General features: G+C 29.2%; 17 protein-coding genes. 5 read left to right on the forward strand and 12 right to left on the reverse strand.

Going from position 1 to position 17253, the window contains the following annotated elements:
• The 3 genes from GFU93_RS03025 (at position 1) to recG (ending at position 3868) form a co-directional block, all read left to right on the forward strand.
• On the forward strand, positions 1-261 hold the full coding sequence (locus tag GFU93_RS03025) for a hypothetical protein (protein ID WP_105298105.1): 261 nt from the start codon (positions 1-3) through the stop codon (positions 259-261).
• Between the two features lie 52 nt (positions 262-313).
• Entirely contained in the window at positions 314-1633 is a 1320-nt protein-coding gene (locus tag GFU93_RS03030) for a TlpA disulfide reductase family protein (RefSeq protein WP_160567133.1), read from the forward strand.
• A 132-nt stretch (positions 1634-1765) separates the two neighbouring features.
• Complete coding sequence (gene recG / locus GFU93_RS03035) at positions 1766-3868, forward strand: ATP-dependent DNA helicase RecG (RefSeq protein ID WP_160567136.1); 2103 nt, start codon at positions 1766-1768, stop codon at positions 3866-3868.
• 13 nt (positions 3869-3881) lie between these two features.
• Here the strand turns inward: recG and GFU93_RS03040 are convergent, their stop codons facing one another.
• The 5 genes from GFU93_RS03040 to sppA form a co-directional block, all read right to left on the reverse strand.
• On the reverse strand, positions 3882-5117 hold the full coding sequence (locus tag GFU93_RS03040) for a M50 family metallopeptidase (protein ID WP_105298108.1): 1236 nt from the start codon (positions 5115-5117) through the stop codon (positions 3882-3884).
• 2 nt (positions 5118-5119) lie between these two features.
• Positions 5120-7138, reverse strand: coding sequence for a penicillin-binding transpeptidase domain-containing protein (locus tag GFU93_RS03045; RefSeq protein ID WP_370456873.1), 2019 nt, complete (start codon positions 7136-7138; stop codon positions 5120-5122).
• Between the two features lie 514 nt (positions 7139-7652).
• Positions 7653-8480, reverse strand: coding sequence for a rod shape-determining protein MreC (gene mreC, locus GFU93_RS03050; protein ID WP_160567139.1), 828 nt, complete (start codon positions 8478-8480; stop codon positions 7653-7655).
• 28 nt (positions 8481-8508) lie between these two features.
• Positions 8509-9537 carry a rod shape-determining protein gene (locus GFU93_RS03055; protein ID WP_055425343.1) on the reverse strand — a complete coding sequence of 343 codons (1029 nt, stop codon included), beginning with the start codon at positions 9535-9537 and terminating at the stop codon, positions 8509-8511.
• 153 nt (positions 9538-9690) lie between these two features.
• Positions 9691-11457, reverse strand: a complete 1767-nt coding sequence (gene sppA / locus GFU93_RS03060; protein WP_160567142.1) for a signal peptide peptidase SppA — start codon at positions 11455-11457, stop codon at positions 9691-9693.
• A 31-nt stretch (positions 11458-11488) separates the two neighbouring features.
• Between sppA and folK the strand changes: the two genes are divergently transcribed.
• Both folK and GFU93_RS03070 read left to right on the forward strand, forming a co-directional pair.
• Positions 11489-11899 (forward strand): 2-amino-4-hydroxy-6-hydroxymethyldihydropteridine diphosphokinase, encoded by a 411-nt coding sequence (folK, locus tag GFU93_RS03065; RefSeq protein WP_105298112.1) that lies wholly within the window; start codon positions 11489-11491, stop codon positions 11897-11899.
• A gap of 94 nt (positions 11900-11993) precedes the next feature.
• Positions 11994-13412, forward strand: a complete 1419-nt coding sequence (locus GFU93_RS03070) for an OmpA family protein (RefSeq protein ID WP_160567145.1) — start codon at positions 11994-11996, stop codon at positions 13410-13412.
• 530 nt (positions 13413-13942) lie between these two features.
• Here the strand turns inward: GFU93_RS03070 and rplQ are convergent.
• Genes rplQ through infA form a run of 7 tightly spaced genes read right to left on the reverse strand, consistent with a single transcriptional unit; the run spans position 13943 to position 17252 of the window.
• Positions 13943-14455 (reverse strand): 50S ribosomal protein L17, encoded by a 513-nt coding sequence (rplQ, locus tag GFU93_RS03075; RefSeq protein WP_160567148.1) that lies wholly within the window; start codon positions 14453-14455, stop codon positions 13943-13945.
• A gap of 9 nt (positions 14456-14464) precedes the next feature.
• Positions 14465-15457, reverse strand: coding sequence for a DNA-directed RNA polymerase subunit alpha (locus GFU93_RS03080; RefSeq protein ID WP_055425348.1), 993 nt, complete (start codon positions 15455-15457; stop codon positions 14465-14467).
• Positions 15458-15481: 24 nt separating this feature from the next.
• Positions 15482-16093 (reverse strand): 30S ribosomal protein S4, encoded by a 612-nt coding sequence (rpsD, locus tag GFU93_RS03085; RefSeq protein ID WP_160567151.1) that lies wholly within the window; start codon positions 16091-16093, stop codon positions 15482-15484.
• Between the two features lie 27 nt (positions 16094-16120).
• The gene (gene rpsK, locus GFU93_RS03090) at positions 16121-16513 is read right to left on the reverse strand and encodes a 30S ribosomal protein S11 (RefSeq protein WP_105298116.1); all 393 of its coding nucleotides are present in this window, start codon (positions 16511-16513) and stop codon (positions 16121-16123) included.
• 11 nt (positions 16514-16524) lie between these two features.
• Positions 16525-16902 (reverse strand): 30S ribosomal protein S13, encoded by a 378-nt coding sequence (gene rpsM / locus GFU93_RS03095; protein WP_105298117.1) that lies wholly within the window; start codon positions 16900-16902, stop codon positions 16525-16527.
• Positions 16903-16906: 4 nt separating this feature from the next.
• Positions 16907-17023 carry a type B 50S ribosomal protein L36 gene (gene ykgO, locus GFU93_RS03100; protein WP_073961215.1) on the reverse strand — a complete coding sequence of 39 codons (117 nt, stop codon included), beginning with the start codon at positions 17021-17023 and terminating at the stop codon, positions 16907-16909.
• 13 nt (positions 17024-17036) lie between these two features.
• Complete coding sequence (gene infA, locus GFU93_RS03105; protein ID WP_055425352.1) at positions 17037-17252, reverse strand: translation initiation factor IF-1; 216 nt, start codon at positions 17250-17252, stop codon at positions 17037-17039.
• Position 17253 lies beyond the last annotated feature (1 nt).

Raw genomic sequence — 17253 nt, forward strand, 5'->3', positions numbered from 1 at the left:
ATGAAAAAATTATTTTCCATAATATTCATAGCTTTAGTTTATAATCAATCTTTTGCTTACAATATTTTGCAAGTTGTAGTTGAAACGGAAGAAGTACCTCCAATTCCAAACGCCGAAGGTGAAGTAGTAGCCTATGGTGGTGGGATAGGTATAATGGAACCAAACTCAACTCCAATTAATTTTATAGTGCCTTTTTTATTAATAAGTGCTATTTTTATAATGTTTTATATCTTTAAAAAGAAAAGAATTAAATCTGTATAAAGATTTAAATTTCATAAATTAGCCTTGTTAAATAAATAACAAGGCTTTTTTTATGAAAAAAATTTCAATTACATTCTTATTAGTTCTAATAAGCTTAATAGCTCAAGCTCAATTTACATTTAAAGGTACTATTGCCAATTATTCTAATAAAAGAATATTAGTAAAAATAGATAGAGCATTTGATGATATTTTAATAGGAAACATAACTACAAATTCAAATGGATCTTTTTCAATTCCTGTTAAAGATAACTATTCCGGTATAATTGAAATTTCATTACTGGATGCCAAGAAGAATTACATATTCATCTCTGATAATACCGATATAGATTTTAGCGCATCAATTACTACAAATGATGAATTTATTATAAATATACCGGGTAATCAAATTAATGAACGTTATCAAAATTATTTAAACTATGACATTAAAAAAAATTCTATTCTTCCTCAATTACAAAATATAAATTTTTATTATAATTCTAAAGATGATTTTTATTTACCCTTAAATAATGAAATTCAAAGAATATCTGAAATGAATGAACCTGATATTTCAGAATTTCCATTTTTATCCTATTATTTAAAAACTTCAGATCTAATTAAAAATACTGAAATAGGAAACGGCGATGCTATTTCTAATAAAAATTTAATTTTAGATCATTTTAAAAATGCCGGACAAGAATTTGAAACTTCCGGTGTTGGTAAATCTCTTTTATATAATTATTTTAAACTGTCTGCAATGGGAGCCACTTCTCAAAAAGATTGGGAAAATAAAATTAATAAAGCTATAGAAGTTTTATTGGATGAAGTTGGTGAAGAAACAAGCAGAGGACAAGAGATATTATCCGCAACTATCAATTTTCTAAATGGATATGGTTTAGTAAATCTTACTGATAAATATATGAAAAGAGCTGAATCACTAACATGCGAAATAAGTGCGGAACTTAAAAAAACAATTCAAGACAATAATTCTATAAAGGAAGGAAAAATAATTCCAAACATAAAATTTACGCAAAAATTAAACGATAAGTATACGTATTTATATGACATTAAAACTAAATATAAATTAATTATGGTATGGGCTTCTTGGTGTAGTCATTGCCAACAAGAAATGCCATATGTTAAACAGTTTTACGAAAATTTTAAAAAATCGGGTGGTGAAATTATAGCCCTTTCTGTTGATTATAATAAAGAGGATTGGCAAAATGCTATTAAAGAAACTTCATGGTTAAACGATTCAGATTTAATATATTGGGATAGTAAATTTGTAAAAGAACTAAATATAACCGGTACCCCTACTCTAATTTTAGTAGATCAAAAAAATAAAATTTTAAAAATTACTTCTAAAATATCTGATATCAATAATTTAATTAAATAAGATACTCAAATATATTCTTTCACGTAAGAAGGGAATAATTCCCTTCTTATGTGTTTTCTTTAAATAGTAAATTTCAATTAATTTATATCGCTATTGCTAGTTATAGTAAGATCAGTTTCTTAATTTTGTAGAATGAGTGCATTATATCTTCAATCTTCTATTGAATATGTTAAAGGTATAGGAACTGAAAAAGCGAACTTATTAAAAAAGCAGCTTAATATTCACTCATGCGAGGATTTACTTAATTATTTTCCTTTTAGATATGTAGATAAAAGTAAAATTTATAAAGTAAATCAACTAGGCTCTTCTTCAGCTGAAATTCAATTAAGAGGTAAAATAATATCTTTAAAAGAAACAACTTTAAATAAGAAAAGCAGATTAACCGGTATATTTGAAGATAGTACCGGAAAATTAGAACTTATATGGTTCAATGTAACGAATTGGTTAGTAAAAAGCATTCCCTTACATGAAGAAGTTTTAATATTTGGTAAAGTAAATGCTTTTAATGGAAAATTAACCCTTGCGCATCCGGAAATCGAAAAAATGAATGATGCAAAACTAGCTCCTATAGTTTTAGAACCAATTTATTCAAACTCGGAAAAATTACAAAAAAGAGGGATCAATCAACGTTTTTTTAAAAAATCAATTAGGGAAATTTTAGTCGCTATTGATGATCAAATAGAGGAAAACTTATCGCAAGAAATTTTAGTAAATTATAAATTAATTTCTCGTAAAAAAGCTTATCAACAAATTCATTTTCCAAATTCTTACGTTGATTTACAACAGGCCGAATACAGGTTGAAATTTGAAGAAATGTTTTTTTTTCAACTTGGTTTTGGATTACAAAAAATTCATAGACAACGTATAAATTTAGGAAATCCTTTTTCTAATGTCGGACATCATTTTAATGAATTTTATAATTTTCATCTTCCGTTCCAATTAACAAATGCTCAAAAAAAAGTAATTAAAGAAATTCGTAAAGACCTTAGCCGAAATATTCAAATGAATAGGTTATTGCAAGGTGATGTAGGAAGTGGAAAGACGATGGTCGCTCTCTTATCCATGCTTTTAGCTATTGATAATGGTTTTCAAGCTTGTATGATTGCTCCCACCGAAATTTTAGCCGTTCAACATTATAAAAGCATTTGTGAATTGGTTGATGAAATGAATATTTCTGTCCATCTATTAACGGGATCAACTTCGACCTCGGAAAGAAAACTAATCCATCAAGAATTACTGTCGGGAAAAATAAATATATTGGTGGGTACACATGCTTTACTTGAAGAAAAAGTACAATTTAAAAATTTAGGTTTAGCTATAATTGATGAACAACATCGGTTTGGAGTTGAACAACGCTCTCGATTGTGGGGAAAAAATTCGATACCTCCTCATATATTAGTGATGACAGCTACTCCTATACCGAGAACATTGGCCATGAGTTATTATAGTGATTTGGATGTATCCATAATTGATGAATTACCAAGTGGCAGGAAAGAAATTAAAACCTATCATAGAACAGATTCAAACAGGCTATCCGTTTTTGGTTTTCTGAAAAATGAAATTAAAAAAGGCAGACAAGTATATATTGTATATCCCCTTATAGAAGAAAGTGAAAGTCTTGATTATAAATATCTTATGGATGGATATGAAAGTATAGTCAGAGATTTCCCAATGCCTGATTATCAAATAAGCATCGTACACGGGAAAATGAAAGCAGCGGATAAAGAATATGAAATGCAACGATTTGTCAATAATCAGACGCAAATTATGATTGCCACTACTGTTATTGAGGTGGGAGTAAATGTTCCGAATGCAAGTGTTATGGTTATTGAAAGTGCAGAGAAATTCGGATTATCTCAATTGCATCAATTAAGAGGAAGAGTGGGTAGAGGTGCTGAACAATCCTATTGTATTTTGATGACCAAATCAGAGCTATCGAATGATGCACAGAAAAGGATTAAAACAATGTGTGAAACAAACAACGGATTTAGAATATCTGAAGTGGATTTGAAATTAAGAGGACCCGGTAATATTTTAGGAACTCAGCAAAGCGGTACAATTGATTTTAAAAAAACAGATTTGATTCATGATAAGGTAATAGTATCATTATCTAAATCCTGTGTAGATCATTTATTACAAGATGATCCTGATCTTACAAAGGAAAAAAATCAAGCTATAAGAAAATTCTTCTTAAAATATCATAAGAATAAAATTAAATGGTCAAAAATTAGTTAATACTAATGGATATCTAGATAAGACTATTTTTGTCAGAATAATTCAAACGCAAGAATATAAAAATAAATAAGGAAAATCCTAATAGTGAACTACCACCATAACTAAAGAAAGGTAATGGAATCCCTACAGTTGGAAACAATCCTATTACCATTCCTATATTAATTAAAAAATGCATAAATAATATGGAAGCTAATGAATATCCCATAACTCTGGAGAATGCGCTTTTCTGTGTTTCTGCCAAATAATATATTCTTGCTATTAAACAAGTATATAGCCCGATCAATAGGGTACATCCTACAAATCCCCATTCTTCACCCACTGTACAAAATATATAGTCTGTTTGTTGCTCCGGCACAAATTTACCTGCTGTAACACTACCTTGTTTATATCCTTTACCCCAGAAACCTCCCGATCCTATGGCTGTTTTAGAATAAAGCAAATTATATCCTGCGGTATCTCTGTATTTTTTTTCTCCTTCGTATAGTACTAATATTCTTTCTTTTTGATGCTTTGGTAAATGCTCGAATATAAAAGGTGAGGATATGCTTATAACACTTGATATTAGTACAAATACTATGATAAATAAAATATTAAGGTGTTGATTCCACTTAATTTTCTTTCTAAGCAAAAATAATAATAGAAACAGCAAAAGTGTTAATATTAAAATAACGATCCATGATGGGACCCAGATGGAAGTCAGAAATAAAATCGCAAAATAAAAACCAATGATGAACAACCATCCCGTCATTCCTTCTCTATATAAAGCGATAAAATAAGCAGTAAAAACTAAAATGGATCCTACATCGGGTTGCAGCAAAATTAATACTATGGGAATAAATATAATTAGAAATGCAATTCCTAATGATTGATTATTTTTAATATTAAAATTAGGAGAATCTACGTAATTAGCTAACATTAATGCTGTGGAAATTTTAGCTAATTCTACCGGTTGTAAACTGAAACCTCCAATTCGATACCAGGCTTTAGCTCCATTAACATAGCTTCCAAATAGTAAAACACCGGTAAGTAAACATAAGCCAAATAAGTAAAATAAGCCCGCAAAATTCTCAAAAAATTTAGGACGAACAAGAAAGGTTGAAGTTCCTACTGTTAAAGATATTAACAGCCAGATGAATTGTTTAGTACCACTGGAACTATCAACGCTGTATATATTTGCGATACCAAATAAGGCTATAAGCAAATATAAAAATAACATTAAGCCATCTACTCCCCTAAAAATTTTATTCATCTTTAATCACCAATAAAATTATCTAATTTTTTAGCTGCTTCTCCCTGATTAATTATATTTTGTATTAATCGTTGCTTTTCTTTTAATGATAGTTTTTTATTCGAATTAATCTTATTTATACTATCTTTTAACGCTTGAGGTAAATTATTTGGAACATATTTCCCTGTTCTTTTTAAATAATCATTCCATTGTCTCAAATATTCATTACTGAAATCAGATTTTATGATGCTTTCTTCCATTGATTTTCTTTCAATGGTTCCGGTAAGATATTTTTCTGCAAGTAGAGAGGCCATGGGTCCGGCATAAGTAGCTCCAAAACCTCCATTTTCAACGACTACAGCTATAGCTATTTTTGGTTTATCTACGGGAGCTATTAAAACAAATATGGAATGATCTTTTCCATGAGGATTTTGTGAGGTACCTGTTTTGCCTTCCTGACTAAATGTATTGGTAAAAATCCTATGACCTGTACCCGATAAAACTACCATACTCATTCCCTTATTAACAATATCAAAATATTTTTTCTCGACTTTTACTTGTTTGGGTACAGTAAATTGAGGATCTGTTATCGGTTTTCCATCAATAGCTTTTACAATATGAGGGGTGTAAAAAAATCCTCTGTTGGCAATAACAGCCGTATAATTTGCGATTTGTAAAGGAGTTGCTAAAACTTCACCTTGCCCTATTGAATTCGAAATTATAGTATAGATATTCCATTTATCCTTTCCGTAACGTCTATTATAATAATTTGCATCCGGAATGTTTCCTCTACTTCCCACTGCTAAATCATTATGCATAAATTCACCGACGGCAAAACTTTTAACTATATCACTCCATTCATCAATACTTTTTTCAATGTTACCCGGATACTTGTTAAGTATTCTTACGTAAGCCTCTGCAAAGAAATTATTACATGATTTTTGAATAGCTTTATCCATAGCAATAGGAGTGTAAAAATATCCACAGTGGCAACCTATCTTCCTGTTTCCATAATGAAAACCATGCTTACATATAAAGGTTGTTTTTTCATCTATTACTCCCATTTGTAAAGCAGCTAAACCATTTATCAATTTAAAAGTAGATCCTGGAGGATATGCTGCTTGAGCTGCTCGATCAAACATTGGCTTATTCATTGAATCCATTTGAAGAGAATATATATGTTTATTCTTATCTCTTCCTACAAATACTGAAGGATCAATAACGGGAGCTGAGGCCATAACCAATATTTCTCCATTATTGGGATCTAAAGCTACTATACCGCCTCTTTTATTAACTAACAATTTTTCTGCCAGATTTTGTAAATCATAGTCAATTGAGAGTGTTATATCTTTACCACTATGCATTTGCTGGTCATACTCTCCATCCTTATATGAGCCTATACTTCTTAATCTTCTGTCTTTTTGTATATACTTAATTCCTTTTATTCCTCGTAAATATTTTTCATACGATTTTTCTACTCCTGTCATACCAGCTAAATTACCGGGCATGTAATAAGATGAATCTGATTTTATATATTTTTCATTAACTTCATTAATATAACCCAATATGTTTCCTGCAGAATGGACCAAGTAATTTCTTTCAGGAGTTCTAACAATTGAAAATGCATTATATTTAAAAAGTTTTTCTTGTATTCTGGCTAAATCTTCACTTGTCAGACCTTTCATAAAGGTCATAGGAACCAGGTTATTATAAATTTTCTTATTAGATTTAATACTTTTGATTTTTTTTATAAAATCAGCTTTCGAAATATTAACTAATTTGCAAAAACCTAAGGTATCAAAATTTTTTTCCATCTGTGATTGGGTAAAAGTCAACTCATAGGAAGGAGTATTTCCTACTAATATTTTACCGTTTCTGTCCATTATATATCCCCGTAATGGAATTTGATATTCTGCTTTTATTGAAGTATTTGCTGCGTTAAGCTTATATTTTTCTGTAAATAATTGTAGGTAGGATATACGCGCGATAAACAGTAACGCTAAGAAAATCAACACCCCTATTATAATCTGAAATTTTTTCACTATCCGATCTTATTTTTAAAGAAAGCGTAAATTATAATGATAAATAAAAATGAAAATACTGATGTTATAAGAGCGTCTTCTATTACATCTAATATCATAGATATTTTAAAACTTTCTAAAATAAAAAGACTTAAATGATGAATTAATATAATTATTATTATATACGATAGCAATTGAAGGAAATTTAAATCTGAAAAGTTTAATATTTTCATTTCTCGATCTAAATCTGAGATATATCGAAGTACTGTATTTCTTATATAAGAAATTAATACGGATGAGAAAGCATTAACGCCTCCGGTGTCCATAAAACAATCAATTCCAAATCCCAAAAGGAATGAAAAAATTAAAAAAAGATAATTAAAAGATTTATCATATGGATAAAAAATGATCCAAATAATATATATGATAGGATTATATTTATGGAAAAAATAGATATTATTAAATACAAAAACTTGCAATAACAGTAAGATGGGAATTAAGATGAGATTTATTAATGTGTATCTGTTAAGCATTATTAATTTATAGAATCTTTCAAACTTTTAATTTCTTCTCTATCCAGTTTATCCACTACATATACTTTTTGTATATTTCCCATATCTTGAAATAATTCAACTGAAATATTCCAATTACCGGTCTCCTCATCTATGGATTTACTGCTCACTCTTCCAATTAATATACCTTCAGGATATATTTTAGATTTTCCATCCGTTTCAATAGTATCTCCTATCTTTACACCTACATATTTAGGTATATCTGATAAATGCATGATTCTGGGATCTTCTCCCTGCCATAATAATGTACCGTAATATTTACTTGATTTTAATCTGGCATTTATCCTGGTATTCCTATTAAGAATGGAAATAACTTTGGAATAATTTTTCGTACAATTAATAATCATTCCTACAACGCCGGTTGAGGTAACAACGCCCATTTCCGGACTAACACCTTGATCTGTCCCTCGATCTATAATTAAATAATTATTTGACCTTGTAATTGAGTTTGATATTATATCAGCAGTGGTATAATAATATTTTTGCTTATATTTTGTAGAATCTAACATAGCAAAAAACTCAGGCTTAATTTTTCCGGTTTTCCCTAGAAATTTATTTCTATATTCTTTATTCTCTTCTATTAGACGTTCATTTTCCTTTTTGAGATTTATATAGTACGTTAAATAAGATATTTTAGAATCTACATAACCGGTGAATGAAATTATTTTTTCTTCTAGTATCGAATTATGATAAACATTTCTGTTAAACGTAAAAAAAAGAGCTAATATCTGCAAAAATAGAAATAGCAGGAATCTACTATTTTTTGATAGAAAATTTATAAATACAGACATTAATAAGTTTTATCTTAAGAATAATTTATTATTTGATTAAAAAATTCTCAAATTTTTCAATATTTTTTAGTGCAATTCCAGTACCTCTCACAACTGCTCTCAATGGATCGTCAGCTATGAAAACAGGTAACCCTGTTTTCCTTCCTATTCTTTGATCGAGACCTCTAAGTAAAGCCCCTCCTCCTGCTAAATATATACCGGTATTATAGATATCTGCAGATAATTCCGGAGGTGTTCTTGATAAAGTTTCCATGATAGCATCTTCGATTCTTAAAATTGATTTATCTAGAGCTCTGGCCATTTCTTTATAATTAACCATAATTTCTTTAGGTTTACCGGTAATTAAATCTCTACCTTGAACTGGTAGATCTTCAGGGGGATTATCCAGTTCTTCAAGTCCTGAACCTACCTCCATTTTAATGTGTTCTGCTGTTTTTTCTCCGATAAACAAATTATGATGAGTTCTTAAATAATATAAGATATCATTATTAAATACGTCTCCTGCAATTTTAATAGAGTTATCACAAACAATTCCTCCCAAAGCTATAACTGCTATTTCAGTAGTTCCTCCCCCTATGTCTATAATCATATTACCTTTAGGTTGTGTTACATCAATTCCAACTCCGATAGCTGCAGCCATAGGCTCATAAATTAATTTTACATCCTTAGCATTTACTTTAGCTGCAGAATCTTTTACTGCTCTTTTTTCAACCTCTGTAATACCTGAAGGTATACAAATGACCATCCTCAATGAAGGATTAAAAATTTTTCCTTTTATTCCCGGAATTTGTTTTATAAATTCCCTGATCATATGCTCGGACGCGCCAAAATCAGCTATTACACCATCTTTTAAAGGTCTAATAGTTTTTATATCATCATGCGTTTTCCCCTGCATTTGCTTAGCTATCTCTCCGACTGCAATAGGCTTCATGGTTCTTCTATCTATTGCTACTATAGAAGGGCTGTCTACTACTACTTTATTATTATGAATGATTAGGGTATTTGCTGTACCCAAATCAATTGCTATTTCTTGTGTAAGAAAATCAAATAATCCCATTTAACTTTTAAATAATTGTACTATTTGGTTGAATAAATTCTCGAAAAAATTATAAAAATACTTTTCTCAAACTTTTAAGTTTTGCAAAGATATAACATCTTTATTGAAAATGATATATTAGTTAGAATATTTTTATTCAAGACTTTTTATCCGTTATTTAATTTCTACATCATACGGCATTAAGTACATTATTCCTTGATTACTTTCTATATTTTTTATTTTTTGATATAATTTATAATGATCCTTACCTAATTCATATTTAATAAGGTTTTCTATTATACCCGATTGATTCAAATCATTGTCATCAGAGGTAAACATATTTACTATAAGATCCCAATTGGTTTTTTCTTCCGGATAGGAAACTAAATTATAAGATGTTACCCCTGCTTTTTTTGCAGCATATTCAATAGCCTCATTGAAACCGCCGATTTCATCTACCAAACCGTTTTCTAATGCATCCCTTCCGCTCCATATTCTACCTTGTCCTACCGAATCTACTTGAGCATAGGTCATATGTCTACCCTTCATTACTTCATTAACAAATTTTTTATATGTTATAGTAATCCCCTTATTCATTATTTCTTTGAATCCTTTAGATGTTCCCCGGGTAATTGAATAATAATTAGAGTTTAAATTTGTCGAAACATAGTCTGAAGTAATACCAATAGTATTGGCTAATTTTTTAACATCCGGAATCATGCCTAAAACGCCTATGGATCCTGTTAGTGTATTATCTTGGGCATAAATTTTATCAGCAGCCATTGAAATATAATAGCCTCCGGAGGCTGCTAAATCACTAAATGATACTATTAAAGGTTTTTTATTTTTTAGCTCATATAATTCATACAAAATTTCAGCAGAAGCATTCGCGCTTCCACCAGGTGAATTTACTCGTAAAACTACTGCTTTAATATCATCATCATTTTTTATTTCATTAATAAGATTGATAAACGTTTTGGAGTAAACCTCTGTGTCTCCTTTACCTGTATATATTTGTCCTGATGCATATAATATGGCTATTTTATCATTAATAAATGAAACATCTTCAGTAAATTCTTTATATTGTTCCAAAGATATTTTATTAATGGAATCTTCATCTGACAAACCTAATCTCTTCTTAATTAAATTATCATATTGGGATTCATAGATCAACCTATCTACTAATCTATTTTTATATGCTAATTCTGGAATAAAACCATATAAACTATCTACTGATTTATTTAAACTCTCGTTAGTAATTTTTCTTGAAGAGATTATATCAGATGATATTTTATTCCAAAAATTCTGTAACAAATTTTTTAATTGATATCTATTTTCTTCTGAAAGATTATCTCTAAGATACGGTTCAACGGCTGATTTATATTTACCGTGTCTTATAACTTCAAAATTTACTCCAAACTTTTGTCCTAAATTTTTATAAAATAAAACTTCTGCAGATAAACCTGCCAACTCTATACTTGCATTTGGATTAATGTATAGAGAATCGGCCACAGAAGATAAATAATATGATCTTTGATCACATTCATTACTATATGAGTATATAAACTTTTTACTTTCTTTAAAATTTAGCAAGGCTTGACGAATTTCTGCTATTTGTGAGTATCCTGCATTTATATTGGATAATTTAAGACTTATTCCTTCTATTTTATCATCTGTTTTAGCATGATTTATTACATCTAAAATATCTTTTAAATAAACATGCTTAACATTATTTATTAATGAAATTGGTACTTCTCGATCATTTGAGGATTCTAAAATGGAATTGTTTAGATTTATTTCTAAAATTGATTTATCTTTAACAACAAATTTAGATGGAATAAATGCTATAATATTTATTAAAATCAAGCTAAATACAACTATACTGGTTAACAACACAATACCAACAATGGTTGCCAATACTTGAATGATAAATTTTTTCATTTCTTTCTATTAACAAATAATTAATTAGTAGATGAATAAGGTTACTTTGTTACTAGGCAGCAATTTAGGAAATAAAAAAAATAATATAACATCAGCTATAAATTTAATAGATTCTAAAATTGGTTTAATTTTGAAAAAAACCAAAATAATCGAATCTGAACCTGAAGATTATTATTCGTCAAATAATTATCTAAATATTGGAATTATCGTTAGTACCGATTTGTCCCCTATTAAACTTTTAAAATCTATTAAAGAAATTGAAAGATCATTAGGTAGAATTAATGACAGTTATTTTAGCGGAAAATATGAGGATAGAACTATAGATATTGATATAATATATTTTAATTCTATAACATTTTACTCTGCTTCTTTAAATATACCTCATATTAGTCATATTTCAAAAAGAAATTTTTCAAAAAAAATTTTATATGAACTGCTTTAATATATTTTTTTATTTAAAAAATTTTGATAATTTTACAACCTTCAATCATTTTGTATAGGAGAAGACTTAATATACTTACTAATTAATTATAGTTATGAATAAAAAATGTATTCTATTTTTACTAGCAGTTATTTGTACATGCTTAAATGTACAAGCTCAAAATGTAGATAGTAGTAATTTCACTGATGATTATGTAAAGTTTACTAATGATCAAAAGCAATTTAATGACTGGTCTGTATCTATATATGGAGGTGTTCCGTGGTTAATTACATCTGACTTTACCTCTGTAGATAACGGGGCATCTAGCAAATGGAGAGTTGGATATGATTTTCAAGCTTCAATAAATAAACAAATTTCACATGTCTTTGGATTAAGTTTATTAGGTCAGTTTGGTGAAACCAAGCAGGGGTATGGTTCAAATAAAGTAGACGCTAAAACTAATTATTTCGCATTAAGCGTTTTAGGAGATTTAAACGTTTCTTCTTTATTTAGAAGAATTGACAACAGATCTCCTTACAGATGGGCCCTACATGCATATGCCGGTTTAGGAACAATACAATATAAAGCTAAAACTAAATTTTTAGAAAAAGGTTCAACCGTTTATGAAACTATGGCTGATGAAGATATGGGCCTTAAGTCTATTTTTGTTCAGGTGGGTACCGGATTAACATATAAAATTAACAAAAGATGGGATGCATCAGTGAGAGCTATATACATTATTACTGGTGATGAACTATTTGATGGTTCCGGTAATAACGGTCATTACGCTGATTTGCATAAAGGAAGTAAATCCGATAACTTCCTAACAACATCTTTGGGAGTAACGTATAAAATAGGAAAACATAATGAATATTTAGGTTGGGTTGATCCATTACGTGAAATGTTTACAAAAATCAATGATGTAGCAAGTCAACAACAATTAGAAGTTTGTGTTTTTGGGGATAAAGATGATGACGGTGTTTGTGATGATTGGGATAGAGAATTAGACACTCCTAAAGGTGCTCGTGTTGATGGTTCCGGTAGAGCTTTAGACGTAGATATGGACGGTATTATTGACTTATATGATAAATGCCCTACTTTCCCTGGTCCTGCATCAAACGATGGATGTCCTGAACCGCAAAAACTTGCTGAGGATGCTATTAATCCACTTATTGCAACTATGGGAGGGATCCAGTTTAATCTTGATTCAGACAAAATTCTTTTAGAATCGCAACCAATTTTAGATCAAGTAGCTGATATTATAATTAAATACGGTCAAGGTACAAGATTTTTAGTTGAAGGACATACTGATGCTAGAGGAACAGATGCTTACAATCTTAATCTATCAAAAAGAAGGGTAACTTCTGTGATTAAATATTTAGTTTCTAAAGGTGTGCCTCCTTATCAATTAACAGGTAAAGGTATGGGATTCACTAACCCTAAATATCCTGAATGTAAACCTGCTTCTAAATGTCCTGAATGGAAAAATAAAGAAAACAGAAGAGTGGTTTTCAAATTACTTGATTCTGAATAAAAAAACTAATGATATAAAAAAGCCTCTTATATATTAAGAGGCTTTTTTTATTTAAAAGTATTTAAACCCTAACCCTACTACTTTTTAAGTTACATTTTTGTTTCCATTTACTATTTATATAATATAATTAGTTGTTTTTAAGTATCTAAAATAATTTTAAAAGCTTTAAAACCAACTTATAAAGCATGATTTTATTAATTTATAAGTGAAACATTTAAATAAAAATATTAGATTAAATATTCAGTTTTGACCTACATAGAGTATTTTATTTTAATAAAATTTAATTTATTATTAATGTAAAAGACCTTTTTATCTATTTTATTGAAATACAGTCATATTTAAACGTTTATAAATAATATTATAGTTTCAATTAATTATTTTATCAATAATATATAACTACTCTTTCATAAATAGATTATGTAGATCTATAATAAAACGATTATTGTAAATCTATGTAAGTATAAAGGGATAAGTATAAAATAAAAAAGCAGGTTTAAAAAACCTGCTTTTTATTAGATTTAATTTATTTTTTATTCTTTTGTTTCATCTGATTTATTCTCAGATTCAACTTCACTAGTTTCATTAACTACAGCTTCAGATGTTGATTCTGCAGAATCCGCCTTTTTGGTTGAACGACGACTTCTTCTAGTTACTTTTTTATTAGATTCTCCTGAATTATAGGTTTCATTAAAATCTACTAATTCGATAAGAGCTGTATCTGCACCATCTCCTAATCTAAAACCAGTTTTAATTATTCTACAATAACCACCATTTCTAGAAGAAATTTTAGTTGCTACTGTTCTAAATAATTCAGTAACTGCTTCTTTACTCTGAAGATAACTAAAAACAGTTCTTCTATTATGAGTAGTATCTACTTTAGATTTAGTTAATAATGGTTCTATATACGTTCTTAATGCTTTAGCTTTAGCAACAGTTGTGTTAATTCTTTTATGAAGAATAAGGGAAGTAGCCATATTGGAAAGCATAGCTTTACGATGTGATGCAGTTCTCCCTAAATGATTAAACTTTTTTCCGTGTCTCATGATTTCTTATTATTCTGCTTCTAATTTATACTTTGAAACATCCAAACCAAAAGTCAGATTCTTAGAATAAACTAAATCTTCCAATTCGGTTAGAGATTTTTTACCAAAATTCCTAAACTTCATTAAATCTGATTTTGTAAAGGAAACTAATTCTCCCAAAGTTTCAACTTCTGCAGCCTTAAGACAATTAAGAGCTCTAACAGATAGATCCATATCAACTAGTTTAGTTTTTAATAACTGTCTCATATGAAGAGCTTCTTCGTCATAAGTGTCTGCGGATGAAACAACATCTGCTTCTAATGTTATTCTCTCATCAGAAAATAACATAAAATGATGAATTAATATTTTAGCTGCTTCTGTTAAAGCTTCTTGAGGAGTTATTGAACCATCTGTTTGAATATCTAAAATAAGCTTTTCGTAATCAGTTCTCTGTTCTACACGATAATCTTCAATGCTATAACTAACATTTCTGATTGGAGTATAAATAGAGTCAATTGCTATAGTTCCTATTGGAGCGTGATTAGATTTATTTTGTTCTGCAGGTACGTACCCTCTTCCTTTATCTATATTAAAAGTTATATTAAATTTAACTGATTTATCCATATGACAAATCACTAAATCAGGATTTAAAACTTGATAAGAAGAAATAAATTTACCTAAATCTCCGGCTGTTAATTCTGATTTTCCGGAAATTTGAGCTGTTACAATTTCATTTCCACCTTTATTGATTTGATTTTTAAATCTAACTTTTTTAAGATTCAATATGATTTCAGTCACATCTTCTATTACACCCGGTATAGTTGAAAACTCATGTTCAACTCCTTCAATTTTTATTGATGTAATAGCATACCCTTCCAACGAAGATAATAAAACTCTTCTTAAAGCATTTCCAACGGTTAATCCAAATCCAGGCTCTAAGGGTCTGAATTCAAATTGACCTTTAAAATCATCTGATTCAACTAAAATTACCTTATCAGGTTTTATAAAGTTTAAAATTGCCATATAAATCTTAGCTAATTTTTTGTTTTATTTAGAATATAATTCGACTATCAATTGTTCTTTGATATCTTCAGGAATTTGAATTCTTTCAGGAACTACTTTAAAATCTCCTGATAGTTTTTCATCATTCCATACTAACCATTCATAAGTTTTATGAGAATTATTAGCTAAAGCATCTTTAATTACTTGTAATGATTTAGATTTTTCTCTAACTCCAATCACATCACCAGGTTTTAATAGATAAGAAGGTATATTTACAATCTCTCCATTAACTGTGATATGTTTGTGTGATACTAATTGACGAGATCCTGCTCTAGTATTAGACAAACCGAATCTATAAACCACGTTATCAAGTCTTGATTCACATAATTGTAATAATACTTCACCGGTAATCCCTTTACTTCTTTGTGCCTTGTCAAACAAATTTGCAAATTGTCTTTCTAATATACCGTAAGTATATTTTGCTTTTTGTTTTTCAGCCAACTGAACTGCATATTCAGATTTTTTAGCACCTCTTCTCTTGTTCGGACCGTGTTGTCCTGGAGGGTATTTTCTTCTTTCAAAATACTTATCTTCCCCATAAATAGTTTGTCCAAATTTTCTAGCTATTTTCGTTTTTGGACCAATATATCTTGCCATTATAAAATTTGAATGATATTAATAGTATTAAACTCTTCTTCTTTTTGGTGGTCTACATCCATTATGTGGTATAGGAGTTACATCAACGATTTCACTAACTTCAATACCAGCATTATGAATAGTTCGAATAGCGGATTCTCTTCCAGCTCCCGGACCTTTCACAAAAACTTTTACCCTTCTTAATCCTAATTCATACGCAACTTGCGCACAATTTTCAGCTGCCATTTGAGCTGCATAAGGGGTATTTTTTTTAGAGCCTTTAAAACCCATTTTCCCAGCAGATGCCCATGATATTACTTCTCCATTTTTATTAGTTAAAGAAATAATAATATTATTAAATGAGGCTTGGATATGAGCTTCTCCTACTGCTTCAATTTTAACTTTTCTTTTTTTAGCTGTTTTTGATGCTGTTTTTGCCATGTTTCTATTTATTATTTAGTGGCTTTTTTCTTATTAGCTACAGTTTTTCTTTTACCTTTTCTTGTACGAGAATTATTTTTGGTTCTTTGACCTCTAAGTGGTAAACCCAGACGATGTCTGATACCTCTCTGACATCCAATATCCATTAAACGTTTAATATTTAATTGAATTTCAGAACGTAATTCTCCTTCTACTTTAACGTTTTCGGAAATGAATTTTCTGATAGCATTAACTTCATCGTCATTCCATTCAGAAACTTTTTTATCCTCACTAATTCCTGCATCTTTTAAAACTTTAGCTGCAGTACTTTTACCAACACCGTAAATATAGGTAAGGCCTATAACTCCTCTTTTATTTTTTGGTAAATCTACACCGGAAATTCTAGCCATAGTATTAACCTTGTCTTTGTTTAAATTTAGGATTTTTTTTGTTTATAATGTATAGACGACCTTTACGTCTTACAACAATATCATCTGAACTTCTTTTTTTAAGTGATGCTCTAATTTTCATTTTTCTTTCTATTTTAATATCTGAAAGTTATTCTTCCTTTTGATAAATCATAGGGTGACATTTCCAACCGTACTTTATCTCCAGGTAATAGTTTAATATAATGCATCCTCATTTTACCAGAAATATGTGCGGTTAAAATGTGGCCATTTTCTAATTCTACTCTGAACATTGCATTAGACAATGCTTCAATAATAGTTCCGTCTTGTTCTATATGTTTTTGTTTTGCCATA

Source organism: Apibacter sp. B3546, from assembly GCF_009827885.1.
Lineage (GTDB): Bacteria > Bacteroidota > Bacteroidia > Flavobacteriales > Weeksellaceae > Apibacter.

What these genes read in the sequence shown, in the direction of transcription:
- GFU93_RS03025 (WP_105298105.1), top strand. Translation starts at nt 1, where the DNA reads ATGAAAAAATTATTTTCCATAATATTCATAGCTTTAGTTTATAATCAA.
- GFU93_RS03030 (WP_160567133.1), top strand. Translation starts at nt 314, where the DNA reads ATGAAAAAAATTTCAATTACATTCTTATTAGTTCTAATAAGCTTAATA.
- recG (WP_160567136.1), top strand. Translation starts at nt 1,766, where the DNA reads ATGAGTGCATTATATCTTCAATCTTCTATTGAATATGTTAAAGGTATA.
- GFU93_RS03040 (WP_105298108.1), bottom strand. Translation starts at nt 5,117, where the DNA reads ATGAATAAAATTTTTAGGGGAGTAGATGGCTTAATGTTATTTTTATAT.
- mreC (WP_160567139.1), bottom strand. Translation starts at nt 8,480, where the DNA reads ATGTCTGTATTTATAAATTTTCTATCAAAAAATAGTAGATTCCTGCTA.
- GFU93_RS03055 (WP_055425343.1), bottom strand. Translation starts at nt 9,537, where the DNA reads ATGGGATTATTTGATTTTCTTACACAAGAAATAGCAATTGATTTGGGT.
- sppA (WP_160567142.1), bottom strand. Translation starts at nt 11,457, where the DNA reads ATGAAAAAATTTATCATTCAAGTATTGGCAACCATTGTTGGTATTGTG.
- folK (WP_105298112.1), top strand. Translation starts at nt 11,489, where the DNA reads ATGAATAAGGTTACTTTGTTACTAGGCAGCAATTTAGGAAATAAAAAA.
- GFU93_RS03070 (WP_160567145.1), top strand. Translation starts at nt 11,994, where the DNA reads ATGAATAAAAAATGTATTCTATTTTTACTAGCAGTTATTTGTACATGC.
- rplQ (WP_160567148.1), bottom strand. Translation starts at nt 14,455, where the DNA reads ATGAGACACGGAAAAAAGTTTAATCATTTAGGGAGAACTGCATCACAT.
- GFU93_RS03080 (WP_055425348.1), bottom strand. Translation starts at nt 15,457, where the DNA reads ATGGCAATTTTAAACTTTATAAAACCTGATAAGGTAATTTTAGTTGAA.
- rpsD (WP_160567151.1), bottom strand. Translation starts at nt 16,093, where the DNA reads ATGGCAAGATATATTGGTCCAAAAACGAAAATAGCTAGAAAATTTGGA.
- rpsK (WP_105298116.1), bottom strand. Translation starts at nt 16,513, where the DNA reads ATGGCAAAAACAGCATCAAAAACAGCTAAAAAAAGAAAAGTTAAAATT.
- rpsM (WP_105298117.1), bottom strand. Translation starts at nt 16,902, where the DNA reads ATGGCTAGAATTTCCGGTGTAGATTTACCAAAAAATAAAAGAGGAGTT.
- ykgO (WP_073961215.1), bottom strand. Translation starts at nt 17,023, where the DNA reads ATGAAAATTAGAGCATCACTTAAAAAAAGAAGTTCAGATGATATTGTT.
- infA (WP_055425352.1), bottom strand. Translation starts at nt 17,252, where the DNA reads ATGGCAAAACAAAAACATATAGAACAAGACGGAACTATTATTGAAGCA.